14 protein-coding genes and 1 pseudogene are annotated in these 12,454 nt (G+C 62.2%); 8 read left to right on the forward strand and 7 right to left on the reverse strand.

Annotated features, from left to right (window positions below; translation table 11 throughout):
• Both RWK44_RS24990 and RWK44_RS24995 read left to right on the forward strand, forming a co-directional pair.
• Positions 1-388: aminotransferase class I/II-fold pyridoxal phosphate-dependent enzyme (locus tag RWK44_RS24990; RefSeq protein ID WP_316029537.1), on the forward strand; the 388-nt coding region annotated here is incomplete at its 5' end.
• Between the two features lie 412 nt (positions 389-800).
• Positions 801-2,660, forward strand: coding sequence for an ABC transporter transmembrane domain-containing protein (locus tag RWK44_RS24995; RefSeq protein ID WP_131665552.1), 1,860 nt, complete (start codon positions 801-803; stop codon positions 2,658-2,660).
• Between the two features lie 197 nt (positions 2,661-2,857).
• Here RWK44_RS24995 and RWK44_RS25000 read toward each other — a convergent pair whose 3' ends face one another.
• The 4 genes and pseudogenes from RWK44_RS25000 to RWK44_RS25015 all read right to left on the reverse strand — a co-directional run bounded on the left by RWK44_RS25000 (position 2,858) and on the right by RWK44_RS25015 (position 4,608).
• On the reverse strand, positions 2,858-3,115 hold the full coding sequence (locus RWK44_RS25000; RefSeq protein ID WP_131665551.1) for a DUF2312 domain-containing protein: 258 nt from the start codon (positions 3,113-3,115) through the stop codon (positions 2,858-2,860).
• Between the two features lie 125 nt (positions 3,116-3,240).
• A pseudogene (locus RWK44_RS25005) lies at positions 3,241-3,372 on the reverse strand (GapR family DNA-binding domain-containing protein); the annotation flags it as partial.
• A 91-nt stretch (positions 3,373-3,463) separates the two neighbouring features.
• Positions 3,464-3,769, reverse strand: a complete 306-nt coding sequence (locus RWK44_RS25010) for a DUF1244 domain-containing protein (protein ID WP_168284276.1) — start codon at positions 3,767-3,769, stop codon at positions 3,464-3,466.
• A gap of 50 nt (positions 3,770-3,819) precedes the next feature.
• Positions 3,820-4,608 carry an N-formylglutamate amidohydrolase gene (locus tag RWK44_RS25015; RefSeq protein ID WP_131665562.1) on the reverse strand — a complete coding sequence of 263 codons (789 nt, stop codon included), beginning with the start codon at positions 4,606-4,608 and terminating at the stop codon, positions 3,820-3,822.
• Positions 4,609-4,809: 201 nt separating this feature from the next.
• On the opposite strand from RWK44_RS25015, the gene RWK44_RS25020 reads away from it, so the two are divergent.
• The 3 genes from RWK44_RS25020 to RWK44_RS25030 all read left to right on the forward strand — a co-directional run bounded on the left by RWK44_RS25020 (position 4,810) and on the right by RWK44_RS25030 (position 7,509).
• Positions 4,810-5,295, forward strand: a complete 486-nt coding sequence (locus RWK44_RS25020) for a DUF1036 domain-containing protein (RefSeq protein WP_020051593.1) — start codon at positions 4,810-4,812, stop codon at positions 5,293-5,295.
• Complete coding sequence (gene pyk / locus RWK44_RS25025) at positions 5,295-6,734, forward strand: pyruvate kinase (protein ID WP_020051592.1); 1,440 nt, start codon at positions 5,295-5,297, stop codon at positions 6,732-6,734. The genes RWK44_RS25020 and pyk overlap by 1 nt, the downstream gene beginning before the upstream one ends.
• Before the next feature lie 139 nt (positions 6,735-6,873).
• On the forward strand, positions 6,874-7,509 hold the full coding sequence (locus RWK44_RS25030) for a LysE family translocator (protein WP_077979523.1): 636 nt from the start codon (positions 6,874-6,876) through the stop codon (positions 7,507-7,509).
• On the opposite strand, the gene RWK44_RS25035 is transcribed toward RWK44_RS25030, so the two are convergent.
• Together RWK44_RS25035 and RWK44_RS25040 are read right to left on the reverse strand one after the other, a co-directional pair.
• The gene (locus RWK44_RS25035; RefSeq protein ID WP_168284275.1) at positions 7,488-8,069 is read right to left on the reverse strand and encodes a DUF4865 family protein; all 582 of its coding nucleotides are present in this window, start codon (positions 8,067-8,069) and stop codon (positions 7,488-7,490) included. The two genes, RWK44_RS25030 and RWK44_RS25035, sit on opposite strands and share 22 nt — an antisense overlap.
• On the reverse strand, positions 8,066-8,485 hold the full coding sequence (locus tag RWK44_RS25040; RefSeq protein ID WP_168284274.1) for a tautomerase family protein: 420 nt from the start codon (positions 8,483-8,485) through the stop codon (positions 8,066-8,068). Before RWK44_RS25040 ends, RWK44_RS25035 begins: the two co-directional genes overlap by 4 nt.
• 116 nt (positions 8,486-8,601) lie before the next feature.
• On the opposite strand from RWK44_RS25040, the gene RWK44_RS25045 reads away from it, so the two are divergent.
• The gene (locus RWK44_RS25045; protein WP_316029538.1) at positions 8,602-9,498 is read left to right on the forward strand and encodes a LysR substrate-binding domain-containing protein; all 897 of its coding nucleotides are present in this window, start codon (positions 8,602-8,604) and stop codon (positions 9,496-9,498) included.
• A 229-nt stretch (positions 9,499-9,727) separates the two neighbouring features.
• Positions 9,728-10,534 carry a phytanoyl-CoA dioxygenase family protein gene (locus RWK44_RS25050; protein ID WP_132612276.1) on the forward strand — a complete coding sequence of 269 codons (807 nt, stop codon included), beginning with the start codon at positions 9,728-9,730 and terminating at the stop codon, positions 10,532-10,534.
• Between the two features lie 39 nt (positions 10,535-10,573).
• Here RWK44_RS25050 and RWK44_RS25055 read toward each other — a convergent pair whose 3' ends face one another.
• Positions 10,574-11,518, reverse strand: coding sequence for a GlxA family transcriptional regulator (locus RWK44_RS25055; RefSeq protein WP_132612274.1), 945 nt, complete (start codon positions 11,516-11,518; stop codon positions 10,574-10,576).
• A 127-nt stretch (positions 11,519-11,645) separates the two neighbouring features.
• On the opposite strand from RWK44_RS25055, the gene RWK44_RS25060 reads away from it, so the two are divergent.
• Positions 11,646-12,443, forward strand: a complete 798-nt coding sequence (locus tag RWK44_RS25060; protein WP_077979528.1) for an SDR family NAD(P)-dependent oxidoreductase — start codon at positions 11,646-11,648, stop codon at positions 12,441-12,443.
• The last annotated feature ends 11 nt before the right edge of the window (positions 12,444-12,454 follow it).

Raw genomic sequence — 12,454 nt, forward strand, 5'->3', positions numbered from 1 at the left:
GACGGCGCTGCCGCCAGCACTTGCCGCCGGCGCCGTCGCCTCGATCCAGCATCTGAAGGTCAGCCAGTTCGAGCGCGCCCGCCATCAGGACCGTGTCCGCAAGCTGAGAGCACTGCTCGACCAGCGCGGCATTCCGCATATGCCCAATCCGAGCCATATCGTGCCGGTGCTGGTCGGCGATGCGGCCAAGTGCAAGTGGATCTCCGACCTGCTGCTCGACAATTGCGGCGTCTATGTCCAGCCGATCAACTATCCGACAGTGCCGAAGAAGACCGAGCGCCTGCGCATTACGCCGACGCCGCTGCATTCCGACGCCGATATCGCCCATCTGGTCGAGGCGCTGCATTCGCTCTGGTCGCGCTGCGCGCTGGCAAGGCACGTCGCCTGATTTTTCGATGATCGCTCCTCTGCATCCCAACAATCGGGCTCAACGTCTCTACCTATCGACCTGAGATAGCGGAGATCTCGGCCGTGAGATGCCGACGCGAACCGACAAGGTGACCCCTTGGCGATACGCCGATACATGCGGCGATTGAACGGGCCGCTCGCAAGACGGCCCCGGAACCGGCGGTATTCGGCGAGGCGCTTTCCGCCGGATCGATGAAGAGCGGTGATGCTGACAGACGATTTCCCAAAGCGGATCCGGCGTGTTTCTCGGCATATATCATCGCTGCCACAGTGCGGGTCGACGCAGGAAGTCCAGTAGATCAAGATCGCTCCGTTGTTGATCGCGATCAAAGACTGACCACTGAATTGGGGTGAAAAGACCAGTCGATGCAAACCAGGAGTTCACGGCATTGATGATTGCCAAGCACGACCGCCTCGCCGATACGCCTGCATGTTGCACGGAGGCTACGGACCTCGGCGCAGCGAGAGAAGACCGCTCCCGCAGGTCGCTAGCGGGACTTGGAAAGCTGACGCCTCTTCTGCGCGCCCACCGGTGGCTGGCGGCCGGCGCCGTCGTCTCCCTTACGGCCGCCGCTCTCATCTCCCTCGCGCTGCCGACAGCGGTCCGGCGTCTGATAGATCGGGGTTTCGCCCGCACCGACGGCGCATTCGTCGACCACTACTTCCTCATGCTCGTCGTGCTGGCGATCGCTCTCGCCGTCGCAAGCGCCTGTAGATACTATTTCGTCGCCGCGCTTGGCGAGCGGCTGGTCTGCGATCTTCGTCTCCAGGTCTTTCAAAAGGTCGTTCGTCTTCCTGCAAGCTTCTTCGATGCGAACCGCTCCGGCGAAGTCTCGTCGCGGCTCACCGCCGATGCGGCGCAGATCAAGTCCGCCGTGAGCCTTGCTGCCTCCGTCGCGCTTCGGAACTCCATTCTCTGCGTCGGCGCCCTTGCCATGATGTTCGTGACAAGTCCCGGCCTGTCCTCAATCACGGTCGGAGCAATCCCGCTCATTGTCGTGCCCCTGGTGGTGTTCGGTCGGTCAGTCCGGCAAAAATCCAGGTCCGCACAGGACGCGCTCGCCGAGGCGTCGGCCTTTGCAAGCGAGATCGTCGCAGGAAGCCGGACTATACAAGCCTTCAACGGTGAGGAAGCCGCTCAACGCAAATACGTCCGCGAAATCGAGGCGTCATATGCCAGTTCGGTGAGCGCCGCGCGCTCGAGAGCCTTCCTCACGGCTTTCGCGATCGCCCTCGTTTTTGCGAGCGTCGTCGGCGTGCTTTGGATCGGAGCGCAGAACCTGCTGTCCGGCGCGATGACCGCAGGAGATCTCGGGCAATTCCTTCTTTACGCGGTGATCGCGGCAGGATCGCTCGGTTCGCTTTCGGAGGTCTGGGGCGAGCTCGCACAGGCGGCAGGTGCGGCCGGCAGGCTATTCGAACTGATGGACGAAGAGGACGGGCGGCCAGAAGCAGGTGCGACGCTGCCGCTGCGAACGCCCGTCGCGGGTCGGATCGAATTCGAGGACGTGCGCTTCGCCTATCCGGGTGCGCCAGATCGTGAAGTCTTGCGGGGACTGTCGATGCGGGTCTCTCCGGGCGAAACCGTGGCCGTGGTCGGAGCATCGGGCTCTGGTAAAAGCACGCTATTCTCCGTCCTTCTCGGCTTCTACGGCGTAGGCGATGGAAAGATCGCAATCGACGGTCGCGACGTCGCTACTCTCTCTCCGGAAGAAGTGCGGCAACAGATGGCCATCGTCCCTCAGGACATCACGATTTTCGCCTCCTCCATCAAGGAGAACATAGCGATCGGCCGGCCGGAGGCCATCCCGGAAGAAATAGAGGCCGCCGCCGCCAGGGCGCAGGCGCATGACTTTGTCTCCGCTCTTCCCAACGGATACGGCACGGTCGTAGGCGAGCGCGGTCTTACATTGTCTGGCGGGCAGCGCCAGAGAATCGCGATCGCAAGAGCTGTCCTGAAGGACGCTCCGATCCTTCTTCTCGACGAAGCCACGTCATCACTCGACGCCGAAAGCGAGATGCTGGTGCAGAAGGGACTCGACGAGCTTATGGAGAATCGCACGACGATCGTCATCGCACACCGGCTTGCCACCGTCCTCAAGGCTGATCGCATCCTCGTCATGGACGAAGGCCGAATAGTCGAAGAAGGGACGCATCCGTCGCTCGTTCGCCAGGGCGGCGCATACGCAAGGCTTGCGGAGCTGCAGTTCGATGCTCCGGCGTCGCTTCCAGTCGAAAGGAATGCGGCGTGATGAGCGCACGTCAAGGACTCAGCAAACCTTTCAGGATAGGCACCCGCGCAAGCCCGCCTACCATCGCCCAGGCATCGGAGGTGGCCGCGCGCCTATGCGCCTGCCATGGACTGCCCGCTGAATCCTTTGCATCGTGCCGCTGACGACGAAGAGCGACCGGCTGAGCGAGCAGCCGCTTCCGGACATCGGTTCTATCGTTACTCCATGCCGAGAGCGTTCATGTAGGTCTGCAGGATCGACTCCTCCTCCATGCGCTCGTTGGCGTCTTTTTTCCTTAGCCGGATAATCGTCTTCATCGCCTTTGTATCGTAACCCCGGCCCTTCGCCTCCCCGAACACGTCCTTGATGTCGTCGGCGATGGTCTGCTTCTCCTCCTCAAGGCGCTCGATGCGCTCGATGAATGCGCGCAACTCCGCGGCGGCGACGTTCTCGGTGCTGGTTTCGATCTCGCTCATTTGCTTTGAATTCCTCTTTGTCGGTCCGGCCGTCGAAGGCGCTTGCGCATATCGTCGCGGCCGTGTATTTTGCTTTCAAATCATTGATTCTACACGTATAAACGCCGATTCACGGGGGTTTAGCAGCCCATTCCCTTGGCCTCGCCATAGGCGTCCTTGATGTCGACGGCGATGGTCTTCTTTTCTTCTTCCAGCCGTTCAATGCGCTCGATGAAAGCGCGAAGCTGATCGCGGGCGACGCCATGAGCATCAGACATCGTGTTCTCCTGGTTTTTCGGTGATCAATTTTGGATGCCAGTGACTGCCGCGAAGCGGCGCCACGGTCAAGCCTGTTCGCGGCCAGCCAAGCTATTTGTGTGGATTGTTCAGTTCAAAAGCAGTCTTTTGCACTGGCGAGGCCTCGTTCTGGTGAAGATTCTTCCAGTCCTCATAGGGCATGCCATAGACCATCTCGCGCGATTCGTCCCTGGTAACCGGGACACCTTCGGCCTCGGCGGCTTCGCGATACCAGTTCGACAGGCAGTTGCGGCAGAAGCCGGCCAGATTCATCAGATCGATGTTCTGAACGTCGCTGCGTTCGCGAAGATGTGCGACGAGGCGGCGGAAGGCGGCAGCTTCGAATTCGGTCTGTTGTTCCTTGCTGAGCGCGGTCATCTCGCTTCCTTTCGTTAAAGTGAGGCCTTTCGTTAAATGGGGGCCTTCGTTCAATAGGGGCCGGAGCGCGACAGATGAACGTCGTATCCGTGCAAGGCGGGATCGGCATTCATCGCCGCAAAGATCGGCGCCAGGCGTTCGGCCCATGCTGATATGCCGGTCTCGTCTCCGATCAGGTCCTGGCGCACCTCGAGCAGCGCATGCGGAATGCCTGTGATCATGCAATGGCGGTACATGGTATCGCCCTTCAGCGCGCCGTCATAGGGTTCGTTGTCGCCAACGGCGAGATCGGGATCGGCGCGCAGCATCTCGAGCAGCGGGCCGACGGCGCGATGGTCGCTATCCCAGAGTACGGCGGCGTGCCAGGGACGGGGAATGCCTTTCCAGGCCGGCGTGAAGGAGTGCAGCGACAGCACCAGCGGCGCCCTGCCGGTGGCATTCGCCACGCTGTCGATCGTTGCGGCGACGGCATGGTGATAGGGGCGATGGAAGGTTTCGATGCGGTAGTCCCATTCCTGCGGCGTGATCGGATGATTGCCTGATACGACGGCGCCGTCGGAGATCTTCATGATTAGCGTCGGATCGTCTTCGCCGCGATTCGGATCGATCAGCAGGCGCGAAAAGCCGCCGAGCACGGCGGGAACGCCGAGTTTTTCCGAAAGCTGCCGCGTCAGGCCCTCGATGCCGATGTCATAGGCGATGTGGCGGGCGAAGGCCGCGTCGGGCAGTCCGAGCCGGCCATATCGCGCGGGAAGGCGGTTCATCGCGTGATCTGCGAGGATCACCATGCCTTTGTCATGTTTGCCGGATAGGATTTCGAAGGATTGGAAGTCGTCCATCAGGAATTGCCGTTCGTCATTTGCGCCGTCGGGCGCAGTGATCGCATGCGCCTGCGGCGGGTTCAAGCGCGGCACGAGGGAGAGGTTGAACCGGACCCTCGACGGATGGGTTATGAAAGGAAATATAATCGATTAGCATTGCGTTGACTTTCGCTTGACGGCGGCGCAAGAAGACACGGATACGAATAACCGTGGAGCTATTTGGGAGCCGTGTTGATCCAAGCCGCGCCAAGTTTCCTCACGCGGTCCGGACCGCTGGTCCGTCTCGCTCTGTTCGCTCTTGCAGCCGCCATGCCGTTTTTCATCGCAGATGCCGCACGCGCTGATTTTCGCGTCTGCAACGGAACGCAGAATCTCGTCGGCGTCGCGATCGGATACCGGGCCAAGGATGGCTGGGTGACGGAGGGTTGGTGGCAGGTGCCGGCAACGACCTGCGCCACGCTGATCGAGGGAGAATTGCAGTCGCGCTATTATTACCTCTACGCAGAGGACGCCGCCCGGGGTGGACGATGGACGGGTGACGTGCAGATGTGCGTTGCGGAAAACGAATTCAAGATCGCGGGTGTGCAGGATTGTTATGCCCGCGGTTACCAGAAAATGGGATTCAAGGAATATGATACGGGCCGCCAGGGTAGCTGGATGGTTCAACTCTCCGACACCCCAGGGACGCAAGAAAGCCAGAATTGATGAAGCGTAATCGCAAAGTTAAAATCCTCGCCACCCTCGGGCCAGCCTCCTCCGAGGAATCGATGATCGAGAAGCTGCACCAGGCCGGTGCGGATGTCTTCCGCATCAATATGAGCCATGCGAGCCACGACATGATGCGTACGCTCATCCAGCGCATCCGCTCGGTCGAAGCGCGCTCCGGCCGGCCGATCGGCATTCTCGCCGACCTGCAGGGACCGAAACTGCGTGTCGGCAAGTTCGTCGACGGCAAGGTGGACCTGAGGCCCGGCCAGACCTTCACCCTCGACAACAACGAAGCGCTCGGCGATCAGAACCGCGTCTATCTGCCGCATCCCGAAATCCTGGAATCGGTACAGCCCGGCCATCGTCTGCTGATCGACGACGGCAAGCTCGCGCTGCGCGCAGAAAAATGCGACGGCAAGAGCATCGTCACGACTGTTATTTCGGGCACGCGCATCTCCGACCGCAAGGGCGTCAGCCTTCCCGACACGCTGCTCGGCGTTGGCGCGCTGACGGACAAGGACCGCGCCGACCTCGACGCCGTGCTTGCCACCGACGATGTCGACTGGGTGGCGCTTTCCTTCGTCCAGCGTCCCGACGACCTTGCCGAAGTGCGCAAGATCGCCCGTGGCCGCGTCGGCCTGATGTCAAAGATCGAAAAGCCGCAGGCTCTCGAGCGCATCGAGGAAATCATCGAACTGTCAGACGCATTGATGGTCGCCCGTGGCGATCTCGGCGTCGAAATGCCGCTCGAATCGGTTCCCGGCATCCAGAAGCAGCTGATCCGTGCCTGCCGCCGTTCGGGCAAGCCGGTGGTCGTTGCCACGCAGATGCTGGAATCGATGATCTCTGCGCCGGTGCCGACACGCGCCGAAGTTTCCGACGTCGCGACCGCCGTCTTCGAAGGTGCGGATGCCGTCATGCTCTCGGCCGAATCGGCCTCGGGCGATTATCCCGTCGAAGCCGTCACGACGATGGCGTCGATTGCCACCGCCATCGAGCGTGAGCCGCATTATCCCGGCATCATCTATGCCCAGCGTGCCCAGCCGGAAGCGACCGGCGCCGATGCGATCTCGCTTGCCGCCCGTCAGATCGCCGAAACGCTGAAGCTGTCGGCGATCGTCTGTTACACCTCGTCGGGCACGACAGGCCTTCGTGCCTCGCGCGAGCGTCCGCAGGTGCCGATCCTGGCGCTGTCGCCGATCATCAAGACGGCGCGCCGTCTTGCCGTCGTCTGGGGCCTGCATTGCGTCGTCACCCATGACGCGACCGATCTCGACGACATGGTCAACCGCGCCTGCCGCATCGTCGCCGACGAAGGCTTCGGCAAGCCGGGCGACCGCATCATCATCTCAGCCGGTGTGCCGCTCGGCACGCCCGGCGCCACCAACATGATCCGCATCGCCTATATCGGCTCCGACGGCCAGAGCGGCGTCTGATCCAATCGCATGCCTTCGAAAGTCCGCTGCGTGAAGAGGCGGCGGGCTTTTTCGTTGACGGACTGGCATTGCCAAGCTTGGCGACGCATGCAAGTTTCGCTCCCTGGAGCTGGACATGCTCCGGGTTCGGAGGAGCATCATGGATATCGTCACGCTTCTGGCTTTTGCAGCCGTTTCTTTTGTCGGCATCGCGACGCCCGGGCCAACCGTGTTGTTGGCGCTGACCAACGGTTCTCGGCATGGCCTGCGCCGGGCAGTTGCCGGCATGATCGGCGCGGTGCTGTCCGATTTCGTGCTGATCGGCGCCGTCGCGATCGGGCTCGGTGCGCTGCTCGCTGCATCGGAATTCTGGTTCTCGATGCTGAAATGGGCGGGTGCCGCCTATCTCGCTTTTCTCGGCATCATGTTGCTGCGCTCGAAGGGCACGATCGATGCGGCGTTGAAGTCCGGAGCGCCTGCGGGCGCGACTTCGCCCTTCTCGATCGGGCTGAAGAGCTTCATGGTCGCGGCGACCAATCCGAAGGGCTACCTGTTCTTCTCAGCCTTCCTGCCGCAGTTCATCGACCCGACCCTGTCGCAGGTAACGCAATACACGTTGCTCGCGCTGGTCTTTGCCGCGCTCGATTTCCTCATCATGTTCGGCTACGCCTTCTTCGGTTCGCAGGCCGTGCGTTTCCTCAAAACCTCCGGCGCAATGTGGCTGGAGCGGGCCTGCGGTGGCGCGCTGCTGGCGCTTGCCGGCTCGCTGGCATTCTATCGCCGGGCAACCGTTTGAGCCTTGGGTCGAGGCAGGGACAGGTGGCCGACGCGATAAGCCTGCGTATGCGCGCCGATCTCGGGAACCTCGCGCCATAGCTTGAAGCGTATTCGCGTCCATGTCGTCGGTTCGAAGCCGGAGACGGAGGCGAGTGCGCCGCCTGTTGCCAGGTCGGCTTCGGCCGCCACGCTTTCGACACGGCGAATGTCGGCGAGCGGTGCGTAGGGTTCGGTTTGCAGGATATCGCGTGTGGCGAACCTGGCTGCGGCGATGCCGGATGAAACTTCCGACCGCCAGACGATCCAAGTCCTCACCCGCGGCCAGCCGAAGGCGTGCGTGAGAGCCTCGAAACCCGGACCACAGAGGAAGTCGCTTGACCCTTCCGGCTTCTGCCAGAGATAGAAGGGCGCATAGAGATTGTTGCGGCTGCCGAACTCCCCCTTGCGGGCGCTGAGATAGGCTTTGAAGCCGAGATTGGGAAAGCCGTCGAGCAACGGTCCCTTGTCGCGGATGCGGCGGCCGATGATCGACATGTCGTAATCGGCTGGCAGGGTGAAGCTGTACTGCATGGCAATCATTGCCGATCTCCGATTGCACGAAGCCGCCAGTCGGGGTCGGTCATCTGGGCAATGCCATTGCCGAAGGACCAGTCTTCCGGTGTACTGGTGCTGATGACGATCATCACGTCCTCGGGCCGGAGGCCCGGTGACTGCGCCAAGAGATCGGCGAGCCGCCGATAGAGCGCCGCCTTCGTCTCGACGGTGCGAGGCCTGCCGATCGTGATCGAGATATAGACGAAGTCGTCCGAGCGCGGGCCGGCGAGATAGCTGCGGTCGAAGATCAATTCGTTCCCGTCATGCTGATGAATGGCCTGGAAGCGGTCGTTTTCGGGCACGTCGAAGGTCTCGACCAGGGCGCGCTGGATGCTGTCGGCCAGTGCCATGAGGTAGTCCGGCGACTTGCCTTTGTGAAGGGAAATGCGAACGAAGGGCATCGGGATCTCCATGGTTCAGACCGCGGTCGGCCTTGACAGCAGAACCATCGCACGGCACGATGATGCTGAAAATCAGAATTTTATGGATAAACGGTCCTGAAAATCGGGATAATGCAATGCGACGGACGACCTTCGATCTCGACGTGCTTCGAACCTTTTCGACCGGCATGGAACTCGGCAATTTCGCCAAGGCGGCCGAGCGGCTCGGCCGTTCGACCTCTGCAGTCAGCGCGCAGCTGAAGAAGCTGGAGGAGCAGGCGGGTACGCCGATCTTCCGCAAGGCGGGGCGCGGGCTGGCGTTGACCGATGCCGGCGAGACGATGCTCGGTTATGCCAGGCGGCTGCTGGAACTCAACGACGAGGCGGCAGCAGCCGTCAACAGCGTCGAGCTGGAAGGCTGGGTGCGGCTCGGCCAGCAGGAGGATTTCGGTGAGAGCCTGCTGCCTGATGTGCTCGGCCGCTTTGCGCGCGCTCATCCGAAGGTCCGCATTGAAGCGCGGGTGGTGCGCAATGCCGAGCTGCTCGAGCGCGTCACTTCGGGCAAGCTTGATCTGGCGCTTGCCTGGAGCGATGGCACGCTGACGGCGCATTGCGAGCGGGTCGGCGAAGTGCCGATGCGCTGGATCGGACCTGCCGAGGGGCAGCCGTGCTGGCAAGCCGTAAGCGGCGAGCCGATGCCACTCGCTTCGCTGGAGGCGCCGTGCCTGCTGAGGAATGCAGCGACCAAGGCACTTGATGAGGCGGGCATTTCCTGGCGGCTCGCCTTCGTCAGTCCCAGTCTCGGCGGTCTCTGGGCCGCGACAGCGGCAGGCCTCGGCCTCACCATCCGCACGCCGATCGGCCTGCCGGCGAAGGTCCGGCCGCTGGCGCCGGAGACGATCGGCCTGCCGGATTTGCCGAAGGTCGGTCTGGTCCTGCATCGGGCGGAAGCCGAACCGCAGCCGGCTGCCGCCCGGCTTGCCGAGCTCGTGCTTCAGTCGGTGCATGGCGCGCTGCGCGAGGTGTCGGCTTGACATCTCCGGATTGACCCCTCGGGCGCAAGCCTGTAGCCTCGAACTGCTATGAAGATGTTCACCCTCAATATCGCTTCGGTCTTCTTCATGAGCCTCTAAGGGCTCTGCCTTCGGGCATCAGAAGATGCGGCCGCTGACAGCCTTCGTGGCTGTGCGTTGCCGTGAACTGTAACCACCCTGCATCTGGCCAAGGAAAGAGCCAGCAGGTTTGGCGATAGAGAGATGTTTCATGACAGCAGATGTCTACCCGCCGGCACTGAGTGCCGCGCAGATCGAGCGATTCATCGATGACGGTTTCGTCAGGATCGACGACGCTTTTCCCCGCGAATTGGCCATGGAAGCTCGTGCCATCATGTGGCGCGATATTCCTTTCGATGCGGATGATCCAAGGACGTGGACGCAGCCCGTCGTGCGGCTTGCCGGTTATGGCGGCGGGCCTTTCGAGAAAGCCGTCAACATGCAGGTATTGCATTCGGCCTTCGACCAGCTCGTCGGCAAAGGACGCTGGGTGCCGCGCAATGGGCTTGGCAGTTTCCCGGTGCGCTTTCCCCATCGCGATGATCCAGGCGATGCCGGTTGGCATGTCGACCTCAGCTATCCCGGCGAGGATTCCAATCCGGATGAGCAGCGGGACTTTTCCGCCTGGCGGGTGAACATCACCTCGCGCGGCCGGGCGCTGTTGATGCTCTTCCTGTTCTCAGATGTCGGGGAGGAGGACGCGCCGACCCGCATTCGCGTCGGTTCGCACAAGGATATCGCCCGCCTTCTGGAACCGGCGGGCGATGCAGGGATGGCCCACCTCTGGCTGGAGCATGTCGGGGAGGAGCGGCCGCTGGCGTTGGCGACAGGACGGGCTGGCACGGTCTATCTGTGCCATCCGTTCCTCATCCATGCAGCGCAGATGCACCGCGGCAAGCAGCCCCGTTTCATGGCGCAGCCGGGCCTTGCACCTTCCGAACCACTTCGGCTCGAACGGGAGGACGGCGCCTATTCGCCGGTCGAGACGGCGATCCGCCGGGCGCTTCAAGAGCGGTAACGAGAACAGGATGCGTCCTGCCGTCGCAGGCTGGATGTATCACATCTGCAGCTCCTGCAGGGCGGCGCGCCGAATTGCCTGCGGCGGCTGGCCGAAAGCGCGAAGAAAGGCGCGGCGCATGCGCTCGCGATCGGCAAAGCCTGTTTCGCGGGCAACGACATCGATCGGGTGGCGGCCCTGCTCCATCATCAGCCGGGCCGCTTCCAACCGCAGGTTCTCGACGGCCTTGGCCGGCGATTGGCCGGTTTCAGCGCGGAAGGCGCGGCTGAACTGGCGGGGGCTAAGATGGGCCGCTTCCGCCAACTCCTCGACTGAAAGCGCCGATTTCAGATTGCTACGGGCGTGGGCGAGCGCCTTCTGGATGCGGTCCGATTTGGGCTCCAGTTCCAGAAGGGCGGAAAATTGTGACTGGCCACCGGCGCGGCGGTGATAGACGACAAGCATGCGGGCAACGGCGCGCGCCACTTCAATACCGTGATCCTTCTCGACCATCGCCAAAGCCAGATCGAGACCGGCCGTCATGCCGGCGGACGTCCAGACGGAACCGTCGATGATGAAGATCCGGTCTTCCTCCATCTTTATTTTGGGATAGCGGCTTTGCAGTTCGCGCGAGACATACCAGTGCGTCGTTGCGCGGCGTCCGTCAAGGATGCCGGCTTCGGCAAGAAAGAAGGCGCCGGTGCAGATCGACGCCAGGCGACGTGTGGCGGGCAAGGCGGTGCGGACGAAGTCGGTTTCCGCCGCATTCGGCAGCCTGATGCCGGGCGCTCCCGCCACGATCAGCGTGTCGAGGGCTAGGTCCCCAAAGGCCTCCGTCTCCATCGCCATGCCAAGCGAGTTGGCAATTGGCCCGCCATGTTCGGAGAGATAGTGGACCTCGTAAACCTTTTCCTCGAGTTCGATATTGGCGAACTCGAAGGCCGAGACGGCAGCCAGGCTCATGATCTGGAAGCCGGGATAGAGAAGAAAGCCGACGTGCTGCATGACCATCGCGTCCTGAAATGATTATGTCCTGAAAGGTGGTATATATGACATTTGAGACATTCGCAATCGGACGTAAAACTCTCCTCAAGCGCAGGGCATCGGGCCGGCGTATTCATGGAGACGGATCATGACACAGGAACATAAGGGCACGGCTCTGGTAACCGGCGCATCCTCGGGCATCGGCGCGATCTATGCCCACAGGCTGGCGAAGCAGGGTTACGATCTCATCATCGTCGCCCGCAACGGCGAGCGGCTGCAGGCGCTGGCAAGTCGGTTGAGTGATGAGACCGGACGGACCGTCGAGACTGTCGTCGCCGATCTCGGCAACAGGGCCGGCCTAGCTCGCGTCGAACGCGTGCTGAAGGAAGATCGGAGCATCACGCTTCTCGTCAACAATGCCGGTTTCGGCGGGACGGCGCCGCTGCTTGCCGCCGATGTCGACAAGATGCAGGAAATGATCGAACTCAACGTCACGGCGCTGATGCGGCTGACCTATGCCGCTGTTCCTGGCTTCGTTGCGCGTGGCGGCGGTACGATCATTAACATTGCGTCTATTGTCGCGATCGCACCGGAACTCTTGAACGGCGTTTATGGCGGTACGAAAGCCTTCGTGCTCGCCTTCAGCCAATCGCTGAAGCATGAGCTGGCGGAGAAGAACATTCGCATCCAGGCAGTTCTGCCCGGTGCCACGGCAACGGAATTCTGGGGCATTGCCGGCACGCCAGTCGAACACCTGCCCAATGAGATCGTGATGTCGGCGGAGGATATGGTCGATGCGTCGCTCGCAGGCCTCGGGCAGGGCGAATTCGCGACCATTCCGTCGCTCGAGGATGCCGGTCTGCTTGCCGCCTATGAGCAGGCGCGCGAGGCGCTGATGCCGAACCTGTCTCGCAGCGTGCCGGCGAAACGCTACAAGATCGCCTGACCTTAAAAGAT

The sequence above is a fragment of the Rhizobium sp. 25PS6 genome (genome assembly GCF_032464655.1).
GTDB classification, from domain to species: Bacteria; Pseudomonadota; Alphaproteobacteria; order Rhizobiales; family Rhizobiaceae; genus Rhizobium; species Rhizobium laguerreae.